General features: G+C 45.1%; 18 protein-coding genes and 1 tRNA gene. 9 read left to right on the top strand and 10 right to left on the bottom strand.

All coding sequences use genetic code 11. The features are described 5' to 3' along the window. Positions 1 to 4: 4 nt before the first annotated feature. The 10 genes from rpsT to AB5217_RS06965 form a co-directional block, all read right to left on the bottom strand. Positions 5 to 259 carry a 30S ribosomal protein S20 gene (rpsT, locus tag AB5217_RS07010; RefSeq protein WP_004298235.1) on the bottom strand — a complete coding sequence of 85 codons (255 nt, stop codon included), beginning with the start codon at positions 257 to 259 and terminating at the stop codon, positions 5 to 7. A gap of 41 nt (positions 260 to 300) precedes the next feature. Further along, a tRNA-Glu gene (locus AB5217_RS07005) sits at positions 301 to 372 on the bottom strand. Positions 373 to 900: 528 nt separating this feature from the next. Next, positions 901 to 1875 (bottom strand): FimB/Mfa2 family fimbrial subunit, encoded by a 975-nt coding sequence (locus AB5217_RS07000; protein ID WP_004298233.1) that lies wholly within the window; start codon positions 1873 to 1875, stop codon positions 901 to 903. Between the two features lie 31 nt (positions 1876 to 1906). Then, entirely contained in the window at positions 1907 to 3400 is a 1494-nt protein-coding gene (locus AB5217_RS06995) for an Mfa1 family fimbria major subunit (protein ID WP_004307388.1), read from the bottom strand. A gap of 24 nt (positions 3401 to 3424) precedes the next feature. Continuing rightward, a complete protein-coding gene (locus AB5217_RS06990) occupies positions 3425 to 4840 on the bottom strand; it encodes a hypothetical protein (RefSeq protein WP_368112671.1) in 1416 nt (471 codons plus the stop codon). 48 nt (positions 4841 to 4888) lie between these two features. Then, positions 4889 to 5080 carry a hypothetical protein gene (locus tag AB5217_RS06985; RefSeq protein ID WP_074726671.1) on the bottom strand — a complete coding sequence of 64 codons (192 nt, stop codon included), beginning with the start codon at positions 5078 to 5080 and terminating at the stop codon, positions 4889 to 4891. An 11-nt stretch (positions 5081 to 5091) separates the two neighbouring features. Beyond that, on the bottom strand, positions 5092 to 5661 hold the full coding sequence (locus tag AB5217_RS06980) for a DUF3575 domain-containing protein (protein ID WP_004298230.1): 570 nt from the start codon (positions 5659 to 5661) through the stop codon (positions 5092 to 5094). Between the two features lie 12 nt (positions 5662 to 5673). Beyond that, a complete protein-coding gene (locus tag AB5217_RS06975; protein ID WP_004298229.1) occupies positions 5674 to 6705 on the bottom strand; it encodes a DUF3868 domain-containing protein in 1032 nt (343 codons plus the stop codon). Between the two features lie 25 nt (positions 6706 to 6730). Beyond that, on the bottom strand, positions 6731 to 7402 hold the full coding sequence (locus AB5217_RS06970; RefSeq protein WP_004298228.1) for a DUF3575 domain-containing protein: 672 nt from the start codon (positions 7400 to 7402) through the stop codon (positions 6731 to 6733). A 350-nt stretch (positions 7403 to 7752) separates the two neighbouring features. Continuing rightward, positions 7753 to 8712 carry a tyrosine-type DNA invertase cluster 3b gene (locus AB5217_RS06965; RefSeq protein WP_118161315.1) on the bottom strand — a complete coding sequence of 320 codons (960 nt, stop codon included), beginning with the start codon at positions 8710 to 8712 and terminating at the stop codon, positions 7753 to 7755. Positions 8713 to 8853: 141 nt separating this feature from the next. Here AB5217_RS06965 and recO point away from each other — a divergent pair, with 141 nt between their 5' ends. The 9 genes from recO to AB5217_RS06920 all read left to right on the top strand — a co-directional run bounded on the left by recO (position 8854) and on the right by AB5217_RS06920 (position 17326). Then, positions 8854 to 9582, top strand: coding sequence for a DNA repair protein RecO (gene recO / locus AB5217_RS06960; RefSeq protein WP_004298226.1), 729 nt, complete (start codon positions 8854 to 8856; stop codon positions 9580 to 9582). A gap of 336 nt (positions 9583 to 9918) precedes the next feature. After that, positions 9919 to 11289 (top strand): site-specific integrase, encoded by a 1371-nt coding sequence (locus AB5217_RS06955; protein ID WP_118049853.1) that lies wholly within the window; start codon positions 9919 to 9921, stop codon positions 11287 to 11289. Between the two features lie 10 nt (positions 11290 to 11299). Continuing rightward, the gene (locus AB5217_RS06950) at positions 11300 to 12490 is read left to right on the top strand and encodes a hypothetical protein (RefSeq protein ID WP_118049852.1); all 1191 of its coding nucleotides are present in this window, start codon (positions 11300 to 11302) and stop codon (positions 12488 to 12490) included. Positions 12491 to 12729: 239 nt separating this feature from the next. Next, positions 12730 to 12975 (top strand): helix-turn-helix domain-containing protein, encoded by a 246-nt coding sequence (locus AB5217_RS06945; protein ID WP_223382234.1) that lies wholly within the window; start codon positions 12730 to 12732, stop codon positions 12973 to 12975. 35 nt (positions 12976 to 13010) lie between these two features. Then, entirely contained in the window at positions 13011 to 13715 is a 705-nt protein-coding gene (locus AB5217_RS06940) for a hypothetical protein (RefSeq protein ID WP_118049851.1), read from the top strand. 194 nt (positions 13716 to 13909) lie between these two features. After that, positions 13910 to 14260, top strand: coding sequence for a plasmid mobilization protein (locus tag AB5217_RS06935; RefSeq protein ID WP_117699559.1), 351 nt, complete (start codon positions 13910 to 13912; stop codon positions 14258 to 14260). Next, complete coding sequence (locus tag AB5217_RS06930) at positions 14257 to 15324, top strand: relaxase/mobilization nuclease domain-containing protein (RefSeq protein WP_270758902.1); 1068 nt, start codon at positions 14257 to 14259, stop codon at positions 15322 to 15324. The genes AB5217_RS06935 and AB5217_RS06930 overlap by 4 nt, the downstream gene beginning before the upstream one ends. Beyond that, positions 15321 to 16109, top strand: a complete 789-nt coding sequence (locus AB5217_RS06925; protein ID WP_250700237.1) for a hypothetical protein — start codon at positions 15321 to 15323, stop codon at positions 16107 to 16109. The genes AB5217_RS06930 and AB5217_RS06925 overlap by 4 nt, the downstream gene beginning before the upstream one ends. Positions 16110 to 16114: 5 nt before the next feature. Beyond that, a complete protein-coding gene (locus AB5217_RS06920; RefSeq protein WP_118049848.1) occupies positions 16115 to 17326 on the top strand; it encodes a site-specific integrase in 1212 nt (403 codons plus the stop codon). Positions 17327 to 17392: the final 66 nt, after the last annotated feature.

The raw sequence follows: 17392 nt of genomic DNA, 5'->3' as shown, positions 1-17392 counted from the left end.
ATTATTAAGCGAGCTTGTTGATGTAAAGAGCCAACTTAGATTTCAGATTGCTAGCTTTGTTTTTGTGAATGATGTTCACTTTAGCCAACTTATCCAACATCTTTGTAATGCCTGGGTACATTGCAACTGCTTCTGCTTTATCAGTAGTTGCACGAAGCTTTCTAACAGCATTTCTCATGGTTTTGCCATAATATCTGTTGTGAAGTCTTCTTGTCTCTTCTTGTCTGATTCTTTTCAGTGATGATTTATGATTTGCCATCTCGACTAATCTATTTTTTAGTTCTTTATTCTTTTAACTTGTAGCCCGTGGGGGAATCGAACCCCCCTTTCAAGAATGAAAATCTTGCGTCCTAACCGATAGACGAACGGGCCATCCTTTGTTGCATTTCTGCATTTTGCTTTCTCGAATCTGTGTTTGTTTCTCGATTGCGGATGCAAAGGTAGGAACTTTTTTGAAACTGGCAAATGATTTATAGGAATTTTTTCATTGAATATGTGTTTTTTTTCAAAGTGACCATTCTTTTATGCTGATATTCAATAAAATAGACGGTTTCAGTTTTTATAAAAAAATCTTATCAGTGAAAAAAAACTGGAAGGTGTTCTCTTCCATATACCTTATTATATTATAGTGGAATAAAAAGGCTGCTTATTTTTGTGATTTCTCTTGTAACAAAAAAAGTGCATTCTCTCCTCGCTTGGACAGAATGCACTAAACACAAACAAAACAAACAATTTTAATAAAACGATATTTTCTTTGAAAAACCGTTCTATTAAGACGCTACATGTAGTGGGAAACATTACATGAGCAGAGGGCAAAAGAGCCCACTAGGGTACTTCGCAGTAGCCTTTGTAAATACATCTCACCTAAATATTGTTCACATACTATTTCGTCACACGTTTTTAAGACTCCAGTTCGGAGTTGTTCAGGCGTATAATCCATCCGTTAACTTGCATTCTTGGGCATATATGCGGAATTCCGGTATCTGATGGCTGGATAAAGAACAAAAGCGTATATGAGTCCTGACGGTCGAGATACTCCTGGTCACTCATTTCACCTATATCATTGTAGATTTTGGATAACAACAGATATTGAGTGAGTGGGAGACGAAGAATGTTCTGGCCGCTTGGTATATGTTTGATCGATAAGGTTGTCTGATCTCCTTTCATGATACGTAATGTATTTAATCTCGCATGGATGACCGGAGTTTGCTCGGACATTACAGCCACTTCCTTCTGGTATGGAAGATAGTAGACTGGAGTTGTACCGACCGGTGTGTTTGTGTAGTCTATTATTCCGTTGGCAGATTCCAGAGTAAAGGAAAAGTCCTCTTGGCTTAGAGGGGCATTTGCTTCATCTTGAAGAATGCATGAGAAATAATTAGTATCTTTCACTAAATTGGCGGTAATAACCTGATATTTTTGACTAATAGTAATATTTTCAAGGCTACTGTAAAAGAGTGCATTCAGTTTCTTGTTCGACTGATTCTTATTATCGCATGCCAATGATATATTCAGGGACCTTCGTTCCGTTTGTCCAGCTTTGAGATTAGGGAGCTGGTACATGTGGTTGGATGTCCCTCCCCATATAAGCAAACGATAAGTTCCTTCGGGAAACGGTACTCTTACCATACAGTAGCCTTGATGTAATGTAATGCTGTCTACGTCCACTCGATCCACATATTTATCATCCTTGTCGAAAGCAAGGATGGTAATGTCGCTTACTTGTGTGGAGGCAGCGTCCACATCTAGTATATTATAGGTATACGAGATTTTCAGCCAAGTCCCGGAAGGGCAGTCTGACAAGTCGTCGTTCACCCAGTTGCAGGATGAGAACAAGGCGATGGCACTGATAATATAGAGTAAAAATGGACGCATTTATAATAAATTTAGTTCGGGTGGCCAATACTTATTCAAGTTCTACATCTTGATTACGTACGGCCCACGGAAAAACATTGAAATTGATGTCTAGTTCGGCTTTATATTCATCCGGCTGATCCGGGTCGATGAAAGGTTCGCCGCTACCGAGTCCTGCAATTTTGTTGACTGACAATCTGTATATATTGTTGCGTACGATACCGAATTCCATAACACCCATTTCCGGAGAATTATTATCAAGGTGTTTGATCCAGTAATTGTAATAACAAGAGTAGTTTTCCGTTTTCTTGAAACGTTTGATACTATATCGAGCTAGCTCTTCTGTTGTCGAGTTGTCAGTGACATCGTCCGGCAAATTATTAAGGACTAGTTTACGGATTGCATCTACGCTGGTATAAAAGTTATAATTGAAGTAGAACATATTAGTCGGCCAGTTGGACTGATTGCTAACTACATCGCCATTTTCATTGAAAACGCGGTCGGGGGCAATATCCATGTTGGCTTTGAACATAACTCCCGTGCTGTATGCATTCAGTTGGGCGTCAAGGAACATACAGTTTTCCAGGCAGTAGATATGTGACCAGCTGTTAGCTTGAGCCATGCCTGCCCAGTTGCCGTCGTTGATATCCAACTGTACTAGAGCTTGTGCAAAGAAACCGTCGGCGTTTGTAAAGTCCCCGGCGTTCTCCACTGTTTTCTTGAAGAAATAAGGATCGATAACATAACCATTGTTGTCGTTGATATCACCGAAGTTTTCATCAGTATATGAGTCTGGTTCCTGAAAACTGTTCAGTACTGCTGTATGGCGGAAAGTATAAAACTGGGTTGCCAAGTTCAACATTCTAAAATTGTTCAGTTTGATTGTACAGTAGGTCTTTCCGGATGGGTCTGTTAGTGGGAAAGTTTCTTGTGTTTGAGTCAGTTCAACTTTGGCAACCACGCGTTCAAGACCGATGGATACACTAGTCACTTTATCGGAGTCTGTAGGTTTTTTCACTTCAACGTTCAGATTGGCAGCTCCACGATTGGTCATAACGAAACCGTTTTCGGGTACGCTTGGAATTTTTCCTGCACTGTAAGTTACGGCATCAACAGCATTCAGAAAAGCCTCTTGTGTGCTGATATTTCCTGTGATTGCTTTTCCGTTAGCTATGGCAAAGATGTTATAAGTTCCCGGATTTACAGTGATTTTGTCGGCGGTGTACTGTATATTTTGACCGCTCGTAACTGTCCGGTTGATGTTCTTCAGTTCCTGCTGATCTTTGAGCGTTTTTGTGGTCGAGTCAAATAGATAAACAGTGAGACTCTTTACCGCATATTCTTCTTTAGAACCTTCGGTGGTAACGCCGGACGATTCGGCACTTCGACTGGTAGCAACGTTTGGAATCTCGAAGAACAAGGCGAGATTGCCATTTGACTCTGAATGAGTATCATCGGCGATGACAACATCTGCATCATTGATGCAACTGTACTGTGTGACTGCTGCGAATAAAAGCAGTGACATTAATTTACTGAATCTTTTCATTTTACATTTGGTTTTAATGAGTGTTTATTTTAGTGCACGGACTAATTGCAGATTATTATCCGCTTGTGATAGTCCTGCTTTTTGAGCTTGTCTGAATAAGTACTCTGCTTCTTCATAGTTGTTTTTAAGAAAGCATAGAACTCCTTTTGCTAATATTGTTTCCGGTACTTTCGGAGCTTTTTCCAAATAAGTGGCAGCTGTTTGGACGTCTCTTTGCATCAAGGCTATGCAGGCGGCATTCAGGTTGGCTGTGGGATTATCGGGAAATAGTTGTGCGGCAGTCATGAAAATCTGATTATAAGTTTCGCTTCCAGGTGTACTGGCAAGTGCGAGACGAAACATTTCTTCAAGACTCAAATTTTTAGGGTTTGTAGTAAAGACTTTCCGGGATTCTGCAAGAGTAAACGGGCGTACACGATACTCAATAGTGTAGTCGGAATGTCTAAGTAGAGTAAACCAATGCTTCAGGACGAAATCGTAGAATGCAGGGAAGTGCTTTTTTAGCTTTCTCTCCTTGCTATCGGGGTGAATGTCGCTTGTTATGGTTTTTATTATCGCTTCTTTCTCTTGAAAAGTCGTATCACAGAGAAGAGCTTCAAATCCTTCCCAATCTTCAGGAGTATAGTCTGTCTGGATATGCGCTCCGTCGAATGCATATAGCTGATTTACATACTCTTTCACAGATTGAGTACGTTCACGGGCCAACTTCTCATTGAGTCGGTAAGGTCCGTCGGGTGAAGCGTAGCCGTGAATGCTGATGTGTGTGATGGTAACGTTGGTGTCATTTTTAATGGTGTTGATTGTTTCAATAATTTTATTCAGTTCTACTGTATTGTTGCTGTACGTTTCGTATATAGCAGTCACATTGACAGGAAAATCAATAAACGCGCACCCTTTTTCTTCTCTGATTTTCGAGGTTTCCACTTGGGGAGTCAAGAATACGAGTTGTGGAATAGGGGTTGGCTGTGGGTGTAAACGGGCGATACAAGTGAGATTTTCTTCACCCGGAATCCCACAGCCACAGCTTTTCTCAACGAGTGAGAGAGTGGCATGATTCATCCAACTTTCGAAAGGTACAGATTGCAGATAATGCATTGTCTGCCGACTTCCGTTTTTTCTTTGCAATGCTTCGGCTTCTTTTTCCTTCTTGCCGGCTTCGCGCAAAAATATGATGTGTTGTTTTCGGCTGTTGATATAGATAGCTGGTAATTCCAACCGGTGTTCCAAACTGTCACTGACAACAGGTACCAATGTCATTGATTCATTGGGCAGGAAGTCACGGGTGGTTTCTATTTCAATAGAAACCAGTAATTCTTTCCCGGCCTTGTGCAGGCTGGAGGAAGTGGCTCGAACAGTGCCATCATCTCCTGTTACAGGTGTCTGTGCCTGAAGAGAAAGAAATAAGATGGCTGCAATGATAAAAGTTCCTCCTGTTTTCATAATTTTATAACTAAATGACTTCTTATCTGTAACAAAAGCAATCATAACTCACCATGGATAAATTCGTGAGATGATTCCTTGCTGTTGCAATGCTTTCAATATCTTTATGTCCTTTATTGATCTGCTGATGCCTCCATGCCCTAGATAATATACTCTCCATGGGGTAGAATGGCATTGACGTGCTATTCGTATGTAGATACTTCTTCTTCTGGAGAACCAGACTTTCCATAAACTTTTCATCCTGTTTTATTTTAAAATAGATAAACTAAACTTATTGAAGCCTTACTAGGCCCTATGTAATGATAATCACCTTTGTCTCGTAATCCGGCGCATTCCTTGACGCAGTTGTACTGCTTGTAGCGGATAAAATCGTATCCTACTCCCAGACTTGTTTCTATATTCCAATGATTATCCAGCATCCAGTGATATCCGGCACTGATACCTCCACCTGCCAGCCATCCTTCATATCTGTATTTTTTCAACCCGGCGAATATACCGAAAGGCAGTTTTTTCCCTCCGATATTGAATTGTGCCCCATTGAGGTAAGCACCCCAGAAAAAGCCGTTAAACTTCTGGCAAGTCCAATATTTATATTCTGGCTGTATCAGCCAATAGCGGTTCACATATTTCTCTTCCCGTTTCCATGGTCGCAGACTGCCGGTCAGTTCAACTGTACTTTTATTTCTTATGGCATAGGAGACTCCGGCTTCGAAAGCCCCATCTATTGCCGGAAGCGCATTCACGCTGACTGCTACTCTCTGTGAGCGACAGTGGAGCCAACCAACTGATAAGAATAGGAATAAGAATAAGAAATATTTCATTGTGTCTGTTTGTTAAGGACGTTTATTATTTTCAAAAAATACATTCAGATTGTAAGAAGCTTCTTCGGAACCTTCTGTCTTAGCAGCCTTTAACATGCGAATACCTTCGTATGTGTTTCCAGTCATCAGCTCATATACACCCCGACAATTCTTGTAAGCAAGACTGTCATGAGGAGCCATCGATAAAAACTTGCTTATTGATTGAGTGTCTCCTTGTTCGATGGCAGCAGCGGCAGCGTTTAGGTTGGCGATGGGGTGTACAGGATACAGTTTGACACTGATGTTAATAATTTGGTAAAACTTAGCTTTGTTATCTGCATACGACAGAGCTACGGTATAGAGTTCGCGGAGCGACAACATTTGTGGATTGACATCAGCCATAATCTTAGCTTCTTCAAGATTAAAATTCAACTCTTTCTGGTTTCGTATATCTACATCATCCGTAGCCGGGGAAACATACGAACCTTTATATTTCATTTTTGTGGTTGTCATATCAGCTGGAGACGTGTTTTCTGCTGTTGACGTAACCTCGTCCGGATTCTTTTGGGAGGATGGGAGTGCAGCAGGTTGAGATGTAATGAGTAAAGTATCTTTCAACGCTTGTTCACCTTCAGGACGGATGATTGTTCTCCGAAGGAGGAGAGTTGCGTGGTTCATCCAATCTTCTGCGGGCAACGAAGTTCGGTAAGCGATGGTGCGGGAATGACTTTCGTCGATACCGGCAACGAGGTAGGTTGCGTTCTCTTCCTTATGCTCGCTTTTTTTTCGTAATATCTGGTTACGCAGATATAATTTTTGTTTTTGTTTGCCGTTTAATAAGATGGAAGGTAGTAAGATTTTTCTTTCCTGTCCGGTTAAGACGGGCGTTAGTCTGACGGCATTTTTAGACTCCATATTTTCTATCTCTACCGATACATCCATGGAGAGAAGTAATGAATCTGCCCGCACTCCGAGAAAGTGTGGAGTAATATCCAGTTTAATGTTTTGTGCCGGGAGTAGATTGCATATCAATAAGCTGAAAAATATGAATGCTTTCGTTTTCATTTTATGTGGTTATTATTAGGTTGATTTATCGGATGAAATATATAATTGATATTCCTGCTTGTGTAGGTCCCCAGTAGTTGCAGCTTGATTTTTCCAATAGGGCTGCACCTTCAGACTGTCCGTAGCGTTTATAGTTAAGGTGTGCATATCCGAGTGAGATTCCAGCTTCCAGATTCCATTGAGGGCTGATTATCCATTGATAACCGTAGGAAATGCCGAAACCCGCCAGATTGCCTTGATATCTGTTGTGAGCAATCTGCCTGTTCTCAATACCCAGCATTTTCCCATTGTTGAATCCCCAGGGGAGCATTCCTCCAAAATTGAACAAAGCATAGTGTAGCTGAAAGCCGATAAAACTTCCTGTGAATACTTCATTAAACCATTTACGGTATTCTGGCTGCAACAGGAAATGCTTCATCTTTTTGTTCCCTCCGAAGTTCCAGGGGTTGTAATTGAGGGAAAGGCTGATGGTATGCGTATCGTCACATCGCACTTCTCCTCCCATATTGAGAGTAGTGGTTAGATCGTAAAGCAGATTGCTTTTAATGGCTATATTTTGTCCGCAAAGGTTCGAAGCAGGCAGAATACATGCAACAAAGGCAATGATGGCTAGCCCATGTTTAATGTTTGCTGCATGTCTCCACCTGTTGCTGGCAGCAGACCTTTCATTTTTGCTGATATTGGGTTTGTGTGTCATAATTATTTGTTTATGTGTATCTGTTACTTCTTAGGTAACGGAACTCCTGTTTAATGACAGGAACACATGGGGGAAAAGTAAAAAAGACGGTGGTCTTTTATTGATATATGTCTCTGGAAGCTTTCGGACAGAAAAAAGTGGTCCGATGATTGGCAATAGATAGTTGGAACATGAACTAAAAGTGATTCGTGTTCTCATATCTTATTTTATTCTTCGAAAGAAGTTGAATAAAATAATGTATAATTAATTTGGAATGTAATACTCTTTTTATATATCTTTGTGCAGTATTTATATCCGTTACCTAAGAAGTAATGGATAAGGCAGATTGCTGATAGATAGTTGTTTATGTGTTATTGATGACTTGTGTTGTAAGATTCTACGTAAAAACAATTCAATTGATTGGCTTCTGTTCTTTTCTTCAAACCAAAACCTTTCAGATAAGTTTGTGTGGTTTTTATAGATTTATGTCCTAGTGATTCACTGATCATTTCAATAGGGATTCCCTGGTATTTGGCATTTGTTGCCCAAGAATGCCGGATGGTATATGAACTGACAGGTGATTTTAGGTTTAGTTCTCTTGACAGGCTTTTTAATTGATTGTTGAATCGGCGGAGGGCTGACTGATATTCCTTATATATGCCTTCTTCTTTTCGTCTCTTATCTCCTCTCATTATATTAAATAGGTAGTCTGGGCAATCTTCTCTCGGTGGATTGCTGTTACGCAGCTTGTTTATCTCTTTCTTGGAGGTGTCCAGGATTTCAAGACTTATTGGTGTGCCTGTTTTTATACGATTGTATCTAAGGATTCCGTCTTCCAATGCCGATTTCTCTAAATGTGCGAAATCAGAGAACGGCATACCGCAGAATTGGAACATCAACCGTGCGATAGCTTGCGTACGGATTAAGTGTTGGGATTGAGGGGCTTTGTAGAGAAGTGTATGCAGTTCGCTGACCGGGAGCGCCTTTTTCTGTCGTACATCTACGCCAGTGTATACGTCACGAAACAGCCGGGGGATAAAGCGGGCTACCCCTGCTTCTACACCACGATTATAGATGCTGCGCAACATACGCATATAGGTCGAAACTGTGTTTGGCTTCAACCCATGTTCGTGGAGGTACTGTCCGTATCGTCTCAAACTATCGCGAGTGATCTGCCCGAAAGTTATGCTGGGAGTACCACAGAACCTTGTGAATGACAGAATTGCATTCTTATACACATGTGCTGTCGAATAACGACCTTCTTCCTGTAAATTCCGGATGTATGCTTTGGCGCATCCGGTAAATCCGTTTTTATTACTTTTTCGTTTCATAAGCTTGTTTATCTTTACTTGTTATTCAGGGACTATAACAAAAGTAGTTATCTTTTTTGTTGTTAATGCCTTTAAAATCTCTCCGATTACCTTGTATTTTTTGTAGCTTTGCTTCGGATTTGGAAATGAGGTTATTCAGTTATGCTGCAGAAAACGAAAGGAATAGTTCTTCATACGTTGAAATACAATGATACTTCTATCATTGTAGATATGTATACGGAGTTGTCCGGCAGAGCTTCTTTTCTTGTAACAGTGCCTCGTTCGCGAAAAGCGGCTGTGAAATCCGTACTTTTCCAGCCGTTATCTTTTATCGAGTTCGAGGCTGACTATCGGCCTAATGCGACACTTTATCGTGTGAAGGAAGCGAAATCCTTTTATCCATTTTCTTCCATACCTTATGATCCGTATAAGTCTTCGATGGCACTTTTCCTGTCGGAGTTTCTTTACAGGGCTATCCGGGAGGAGGCAGAGAACCGTCCGTTGTTTGCCTATCTGCAACATTCTATCATTTGGCTGGACGAGTGTGGAGAGGGATTTGCCAATTTTCATCTGGTTTTTCTGATGCGTCTTTCGCGTTTTCTGGGGCTTTACCCGAACCTGGAAGATTATCATACCGGCGATTACTTCGATTTATTGAATGCCTGTTTCACTTCCATTCGTCCCCAATTACATTCTTCTTATATCAATCCTGAAGAGGCCGCCCGTCTCCGTCAGTTGATGCGCATGAACTATGAGACCATGCATCTTTTTGGTATGAGCCGTGCGGAGCGTACTCGTTGCCTGACGATTATGAATGATTATTATCGTTTGCATCTGCCTGACTTCCCGGCATTGAAATCACTGGAGGTATTGAAAGAACTGTTTGATTAATTAGTAACTTTTCTCCATTCAACTGTTCTAGCTAGTTTTCATTCTTGAAACACGAGTGCGGTGCTTTTCAATTCTGTCGTTCCCTTGTCGTGTCGAGTCCATTTACTTGCCATATATTGTTTTAGCAGTGTTTTATCGTCCGCCACTATTCACTAAATATATTCAGTGAAATTCTGTTTTACAGGTCATCTTTGTATATCAGTTATTTGTAGATGTTTTCATTTGGTTTGAATACTCACGAAATTTCACGGTTTTAGAAAATATTGGTACTATTTGATACCATATTTCGGGATATATTTTGTACCTTTGCATCACAGTAACCAAGATATATCGCGTATGGATTTCATCTTCATCAAATCATCCAAGGCAGGAAAAGAGGACTACGGTTCCATCTATGCCCGTGTGCGCACCGGAAAGGCGAACATGAAGGTCGTGACGGGCTTCACCATCAAGCAGCTTGAATGGGAAAAGTACCGCAGCCTGCAATACACCTCGTCAGCCCTGATGTCGAGCATCGGGATAAAGTACGGGCAGTTCGCCCAAGTCCTTGCGAGGATAAAGGTGGCGTTCGAAGCGGACGACTTCAACCCCAAGGAGGCAAAGAACATCATCGAGAGCGTGAAACACGATGTGCTCAACGGGATGATGCAGATTGTGGAGGTCAAGCCCAAGGGCAGGATGCTGTTCGAGGATTTCCTCACCTCTTATATAGAAGACATGGAGACCGGACGGCGCACCAAGAAAGGCCGTACCGTGAAGGTATCACCTGCCTATATAAAAGGTCTGCGCATTATCCAAAAACAGATTCGCAACTACCAAAAGGAAACACACCGCAAACTCGGATTGGATGACATGACGATGGAGACACGCAATAGCCTTGTCGGTTACTGGAAAGAACGGGGCTTAATGCCCAACGCCATCAACTCGTACATGACCGATGTCCGCACGGTGGCAAAGGCGGCCTACGAGGACAAGCTGACCAAATGCGATGATTTCCGTCATTCCGACTTCGTGCCGAAAAAGGAGGAGGTGGACAACATCTACCTCATGCCGGAACAGATACAGGAAATGCTCAACCTCGACCTTTCCACCAAGGAGGCTGTCATCAGCAGGTGGAAGACTCTGGATATAGATGAAGATGAGAAGCAAGCGCAAATCTCAAAATGCCGCATCACCCATATCAAGACACTGGAGCACGTAAGGGACATTTTCATTGTGGGCTGTCTGACCGGGCAGCGTGTTTCCGACTATTCAAGGATATGCGAGGACATGATAACGGAAATAGGCGGCACGGAGTTCATACTCATCACCCAGCAGAAGACGGAAAAGAAAGTCTATATCCCCGTTGACAGGCGCGTGAGAGCCATACTTGCCAAGTATGACGGCAAGCTGCCCCCGGTTCATCCCAATGAAATGAACAAGCTGGTGAAGACCATCGGCCTGTTGCTCGGCTGGACACACGACTGCGGCTTTGACGAGAAGCGTCTCAACCCCAAACGTGGAAGGAGATTCTGCGACATGCTCCTTTCACATACAGCCCGGAGAAGTTTCGCCACCAACGCGTACAAGGCTGGTGTCCCTCTGCCTTCCATCCAAGCCATCACCGGACACAGCAGCGAGGCGCAACTGCGCCGCTACCTGAAACTGGACGCGGAGGAAAAGGCCGTCATAGCGTTAAAGGATTTCAAGGGTATCATCAAAATATAAGGAGGTGCTTATGGAGAAATCAAGGTTTGACATTATTAGCGACCTTTTCAAACTGTCCAACGTAATCAGTGATACCCTGAAACTTGCGGAATCGCTTGCCGGCAAGTCTTCCGGCAGTGGCAAAACGGATTGTAAGGATATTTGCCGGAACATCCGATACAGCCTGAAACCCCTGCCTTTTCTTTTGGCCGGCATCAGGGAATATGTCACCGAACACGAGGACAAGGAACTGGCACGGAAATTCGTCGGGCTGCACGATGACACGAAAAGGCTTCACGGCATCTGCTCCAAATATGCGGACTTGAACAAGGCGGCTTTCCGTACAGGTGTGGCTTACCTGAGCATGGAAGTCATAAGGCAATACTTCTTTCCCGAAAAAGAACAGGAGAAAGTATCGCCGGAAGGTTCTGATATTTCTCCCAAACCAATGATACGCACCGAAGCCACCGACTGCATTGACACCATCCGTGCCGCCATACGGAAGTGTGCAAAGGATTCAGACGGGAACAGAGGGAAAGAAATGTATGCCATGCTTGCCAAAGTGGACAAGGCTAAAATCCAAGCCGTCAAGGAGTATATTGTCAATGCCAACGACAAGGATTTGGCGCAACTCTGCACGGAATATTTTGCAGAAGCCGTCCACCTTTCCATGCTGCCCCAAAATGACGATGTGAAAGCGCAGTCCGCCGGAATAAAGATGTTCCATATCGCCATGACGATGGGATATGTCAAAAGAAACGTGCTGCATGAGAACGAGTCCAAGTCGGCAACATCCAAAACAATACCCTCTTGTACGGAAGAAGCGTCATCCGGTTTTATCGCCACAGATACAATGCAAGGCGGCGCGTTCAGTACGACCGCACAGGTTCCTGTTTTAAGGCTGTACCGTTTCCTTACCACTTTCACCGTACAGAGCGGCCCCGACAAGGGCAAACCGCTATTGGACGGCAATGCCGTTTCCGACCGGGACTTCCTCCGTGCCGTCATGCGTGCCGACTATTCCACGATATACGGCAGTTGCGTAAAGGGCAAGATGCGCTGTGTCGCAATCCTGCTGTCCAAGGCCTACTTCAAGGACTGGAAAGGTTACAGGGTATCCGCAGCCCGTTCCATGGGGCTGACACCCGAAAGCCTCGCCAAGTACAACGTGGAGAAAACCTTTATAACGAAGCTCAAAGAGCTGCTTCCCATGATAAAATAGTGACATAACCCACAGGTGGCTACAATTCACCACAACCCACAGACTTCCACAAGCCGTTAAGCACCAGTTGTTTGACGGCTTTTTTCATGCGGTGCCATTTCACAGAATACCACAAATTCACAGGTTTTATTATTGCCCTACCTTTGCCGCCATAAACTTAAAATCAGTGAATTATGACAGATAAGACAGAAATGGTACTGGTATCGCGCGACGAGCTTCAACAGCTTATCGGCGCAAGCGTGAGGTGCGCGTTTGAGGAATACCGGCAGGAACAGGCGCCACAGGACACATCGGAGTATTACACCATCCGGCAACTGGCGGAGAAATGGGGCGTAAGCATAGCGACCATCTGGCGGCATGAGAAGCTGGGACACATCAAAGGACAGCGGATAGGACGGCGTGTCCTGTTTCCCAAGGAACAGATAGACCGCATCAAGAGCCTGAAAGCCACCAACAGGAAGGCCGACAAGAACGCCAAGGGATAATTTGTAAGACGCACAACAAAAAAATGTCAAGGCTTATGAAGAATTTGAAACAGCTTGTTTTGCCGTGCTACAAATTGGAGATGGCAATGTCCGTGGAGGCGTGGTACTTCCTGCACGGGAGCACGGACGGGATATGCAACCTTACCTATCTTCTTTCCCTCTTGTCGAAAATGGCGGTTTCGGAAGTGATGAACACCAAACGGGGATTGGGCTATGCCGTCCATCCCGGACAGGTGGACGGCTCCATGCTGGTACTGGCCAAGGAATGGGGCATCGGGCGCAAGGCGGTGTCCCGCCTGTTGGAGGATTTCTCGGAACGCGGGCTAATCCGTGTTGATTCCAATCCCGTGACTTCCATCATAGACATGGTGTGCGTGAAGTCGTGGATGATAGCAGGGCGGCTCATCGAGAATCCGACATATCGCCAGACAGTCAAGGCATACGAAGGGGCACGGATTTTCCTTTTCAACGGGCAACAATTAGAGACCTTGCGTCGCAGTTCGGCAAGGAAGAAGAAAGAAAAACCGACAGAAGAAACGTCAGAGGGAACGGATAGCTTGCCGTCCATGAATCCGATCGGTTCCAATCCTATTATAGAAGGTACAGGAACAGCGGAAACCGAAACGGCTGCAACAACCGAAAGCGAAGTGGAAAGCACCGCAGAAAATGCAGTCGTGGATGCCGCCGACAACACACCATTTTTAGAGGAAGACAGTACCTTATCCGGTTCACGGGAATAGGAACAGCCACAGGAATGAAGCGGCAGGAATGGCAAGCGACAGCGTTTTAGAAGGGATATTTTTTAGGGTTGGCAAGTTAATGTTTTCGTCCACGAAAACTACGCCACCAATGGCGACCCGGCCACACGGGAAACGGCAAGCCCGGATTACAGCCCTAAAAAACAGAACGGTTTAACGGATAAAAGAAAACGGATATGACATATCAGGAGAACAGGAACAAGGGAGGCCGCCCCAAGGCGGTGAAAGGCAAGGCGCGGACAAAGACCATATCCACACGGCTCACGCTTGCCGAATGGAAAGCGGTTATGAAACGGATTACAGATGCAGGCAAGAAACCGTCGCACTTCCTGCGCGAACTGTTACTGCACGGCAAAGTCGTGGCGGCACGGACACAGGAGGACAGGCAGCAGATAAGGATGCTGGAGGGAGGGTGCAACAACCTGAACCAACTGACGAAGATGGCGCACCAACAGGGCTTTTCTCTTTTGAAAGGCAAAATCATGGACTTGCTGGACGAGTTCAACAAAATCATCGGGAAGATATGATGGGCGATTTGAAAAAACGGGCGAGCTTCGCCAGAGTGGTGAACTACGTGAACAACCCGAAAAAGGCAAGGATCATCGACTGCAAGGACGTGAGGCTTGATGACAACGCCACCATCGCAAGAAGTATGCAGGGGCAGGCGGATGACAAGCCGGGACGCAAGCTGAAAAATCCGGTGTACCATATCTCGCTGGACTTCGCACACGAGGACGCACCCAAGCTGACGGATGCCCTGATGGTCGAAATCGCCCGTGAGTATATGCGGCGCATGGGCATAACGAACACCCAGTACATCGTGTGCCGCCATACCGACAGGGAACACCAGCATCTGCACATCGTGGCCAACAGGGTGGACAATGACGGGAACACCATCAGCGACAGCAACGATAATGTGCGCAACGTGAAGATATGCAAGGCTCTCACGAGGGAATACGGGCTACACTTCTCCAAGGGTAAGATGAACGTGAAGCGTGACCGCCTGTGTGGTAAGGACAAGGTGAAATACCAAATCTATGACGCTATCAAGGCGGCTCTGCCCTTTTGTAGCTGCTGGTCGGATTTGTGCGACAGGCTGGCAAAACAGGGCATCGGGGTGAATTTCAAATACAATAGGAACGAAGGTAAAATAATCGGTGTGTCGTTCACGAAGAATGAAATCTCATTCAGCGGCTCACGGATAGACCGGAGCATGAGCTTTTATAAGTTAGACAAGCTGTTCGGAAGCCATATTGCCGAGGGCATGGAATGGCAGCCCCGAGTGCCGGACAACGGATTTGACGGACGGACATCACCAACCATGCAAGGTATGGCAAAGGACAGCCATGCGGCAGGTACTTTTATAGAACAACCTCCATCAGCCGGAGCGGAAACGGACAGCAACGGTTGTAGTCTTGCTGAATCATGCTCAAACATCGTTCAAGTGACCATCGGAGCACTCATGGAGCTGTGCGTACAGCCGCACCAAGCAAAGGTATCATCCGGCGGCGGAGGTGGAGGAAACGAAAGCGGCTGGAGCGAGAATGACAACAACAAGAACAGGCATAAACCAAGAAAGATGAGAAGATGAAGGACAACAAGCAGAACTTAACCGACCTTATCGGGGCATTGGCAGTGGACATCGAGGAAATCAAGAAAAAACTGGACGCAAAGGATAGCCCGGACAAGAACGAGGCATTGAAAAGGCTGGAAGCGAAGCTGGAGCCTGTTATACGGTTCTTCAATGGCAATGCACCGGAAAATGTCAATGCCATTTTCGGAAGCAAGGAAGCCATCGAGGAATACAAGCAATCAATAGGTGATGAAGCGGTAGCAAGTCTGCGGTTATACACCGAAGCCAACGAGAAGGATATGCGCAAACATGGTGTTCTCACCATCAAGGAACAGCTCAACAAGATATTGGAAAGGCTGACAAGCCACATTGAGAATGACAAACTGGCTTCGGAAAAGTCACGCCAAAAGCAAAGTGCCATATCGGAACTATGGCAGATAATCCGCCCGGACAAGGCAATAAACGCAATAAGGCTGTTATGGAGCAAAGTTCCCGATGGCTGGCAAAAGAACCCTTACGCATGGGCTGGTATCGGTTGTATGCTCGTATTCTTTGCCCTGTTTGCCGCCAGTTGGGTACAATGGCATGAGTACCGGGAAGAAAACAGGCGGTTGAGAACGGTTGCAGACAAACACCATGTGACTACAATCATGCTTAACGAGTTGCACCCGGAACTGGCCGTGACCGTCGGAGCATACGAAAAACTGGTGGATGTTGTCGGTGCGGATTCCACGCTGGCCATATTCAACAGGCAGGTCAAGACAGTGAGAGAAGAAGATAATCAATCCAAACGACAAAAATAAAGTGAATGGCATCCATAAAAGTGAAATTTCGTCCTTCCACCGCAAGCGGCAGGGAGGGCAGCATATATTATCAGGTAATCCACGGGCGCATAGTCCGCCAAGTTAAGACGGACTACCGCATATTTGACACGGAATGGGACAAGAGAACTTCCTCTGTGAAAATCCTGTCCGAAATCGGCGAAAACAGGAAACGGTATCTCCGTGAAGTGGCGGAACATATTGACTGGGACACCAGACGGTTGAAAGCCATAGTCGTCCAATGCGACAGGCAGGGAGGAATTTATTCCGCTGACAGCATCGTCGAGAAGTTCAACGGGCAAACGGGCGAACAATCGCTGTTTCGTTTCATGCAGGGCATCATAGGACAGTTGAAGCAGCTTGGCAAAGTCCGCACATCAGAAACCTATACGGCGGCATTGGCCAGTTTTATGAAGTTCCGTGAGGGGCAGGACATACTCTTGTACGAGATGGACGGCAACACCATGATGCTTTACGAGGCCTGGCTCAAAGGCAAGGGCATCTGCCCCAACACGGTTTCCTTTTATATGCGCATACTCCGTGCCGTTTACAACCGTGCAGTGGAAAAGGAACTGACGGAACAGAAGCATCCTTTCAAGCACGTTTACACTGGCATCGGGAAGACGGTAAAACGCGCCATCCCATTGAAGTCTATCAAGCACATTAAGGAACTTGATTTGACTCTGAAACCGCATCTGGATTATGCAAGGGATATGTTCCTCTTCTCTTTTTATACCCGTGGAATGTCATTCATTGATATGGCCTATCTGAAAAAATCGGACTTGAAGAACGGAATAATCACGTACCGGAGAAGAAAGACCGGACAGCAGCTCACCGTCAAATGGGAGAGGTGCATGGAAGACATCATCGCCAAGTACGGCGAGAACACGGCTACCCGTTACCTTTTGCCGATAATTACAAACCCCTGTTCCGATGAACGGACACAATACCGTAACGCCATCTGCCGCATCAATGTGGCGTTGAAGGAAGTTGCTGGTCTGGCAGGATTGAACATACCGCTGACCATGCACGTTGCCCGGCATTGTTGGGCGAGCGTTGCCAAGAGCAAGAACATCCCTCTTTCCGTCATCAGCGAGGGCATGGGACATGATTCGGAAGAGACCACGCGCATCTATCTCGCATCGCTTGACACAAGCGTGGTGGACAAGGCGAACAGCCTTATCCTGAAAGATTTTTGACCGGATATTTATGGTGAAATGTGTTGAGCGAAAAGACGAATCTCTTGATAAGAGTTATAGTTGATA

It is taken from the genome of Bacteroides sp. MSSM.1001136sp1_RTP21357st2_D2_RTP21359_211015, assembly GCF_040913205.1.
GTDB lineage: Bacteria > Bacteroidota > Bacteroidia > Bacteroidales > Bacteroidaceae > Bacteroides > Bacteroides ovatus.
This window is presented reverse-complemented; position numbering and strand designations above follow the sequence as displayed.

What these genes read in the sequence shown, in the direction of transcription:
- rpsT (WP_004298235.1), bottom strand. Translation starts at nt 259, where the DNA reads ATGGCAAATCATAAATCATCACTGAAAAGAATCAGACAAGAAGAGACA.
- AB5217_RS07000 (WP_004298233.1), bottom strand. Translation starts at nt 1,875, where the DNA reads ATGCGTCCATTTTTACTCTATATTATCAGTGCCATCGCCTTGTTCTCA.
- AB5217_RS06995 (WP_004307388.1), bottom strand. Translation starts at nt 3,400, where the DNA reads ATGAAAAGATTCAGTAAATTAATGTCACTGCTTTTATTCGCAGCAGTC.
- AB5217_RS06990 (WP_368112671.1), bottom strand. Translation starts at nt 4,840, where the DNA reads ATGAAAACAGGAGGAACTTTTATCATTGCAGCCATCTTATTTCTTTCT.
- AB5217_RS06985 (WP_074726671.1), bottom strand. Translation starts at nt 5,080, where the DNA reads ATGAAAAGTTTATGGAAAGTCTGGTTCTCCAGAAGAAGAAGTATCTAC.
- AB5217_RS06980 (WP_004298230.1), bottom strand. Translation starts at nt 5,661, where the DNA reads ATGAAATATTTCTTATTCTTATTCCTATTCTTATCAGTTGGTTGGCTC.
- AB5217_RS06975 (WP_004298229.1), bottom strand. Translation starts at nt 6,705, where the DNA reads ATGAAAACGAAAGCATTCATATTTTTCAGCTTATTGATATGCAATCTA.
- AB5217_RS06970 (WP_004298228.1), bottom strand. Translation starts at nt 7,402, where the DNA reads ATGACACACAAACCCAATATCAGCAAAAATGAAAGGTCTGCTGCCAGC.
- AB5217_RS06965 (WP_118161315.1), bottom strand. Translation starts at nt 8,712, where the DNA reads ATGAAACGAAAAAGTAATAAAAACGGATTTACCGGATGCGCCAAAGCA.
- recO (WP_004298226.1), top strand. Translation starts at nt 8,854, where the DNA reads ATGCTGCAGAAAACGAAAGGAATAGTTCTTCATACGTTGAAATACAAT.
- AB5217_RS06955 (WP_118049853.1), top strand. Translation starts at nt 9,919, where the DNA reads ATGGATTTCATCTTCATCAAATCATCCAAGGCAGGAAAAGAGGACTAC.
- AB5217_RS06950 (WP_118049852.1), top strand. Translation starts at nt 11,300, where the DNA reads ATGGAGAAATCAAGGTTTGACATTATTAGCGACCTTTTCAAACTGTCC.
- AB5217_RS06940 (WP_118049851.1), top strand. Translation starts at nt 13,011, where the DNA reads ATGAAGAATTTGAAACAGCTTGTTTTGCCGTGCTACAAATTGGAGATG.
- AB5217_RS06935 (WP_117699559.1), top strand. Translation starts at nt 13,910, where the DNA reads ATGACATATCAGGAGAACAGGAACAAGGGAGGCCGCCCCAAGGCGGTG.
- AB5217_RS06930 (WP_270758902.1), top strand. Translation starts at nt 14,257, where the DNA reads ATGATGGGCGATTTGAAAAAACGGGCGAGCTTCGCCAGAGTGGTGAAC.
- AB5217_RS06925 (WP_250700237.1), top strand. Translation starts at nt 15,321, where the DNA reads ATGAAGGACAACAAGCAGAACTTAACCGACCTTATCGGGGCATTGGCA.
- AB5217_RS06920 (WP_118049848.1), top strand. Translation starts at nt 16,115, where the DNA reads ATGGCATCCATAAAAGTGAAATTTCGTCCTTCCACCGCAAGCGGCAGG.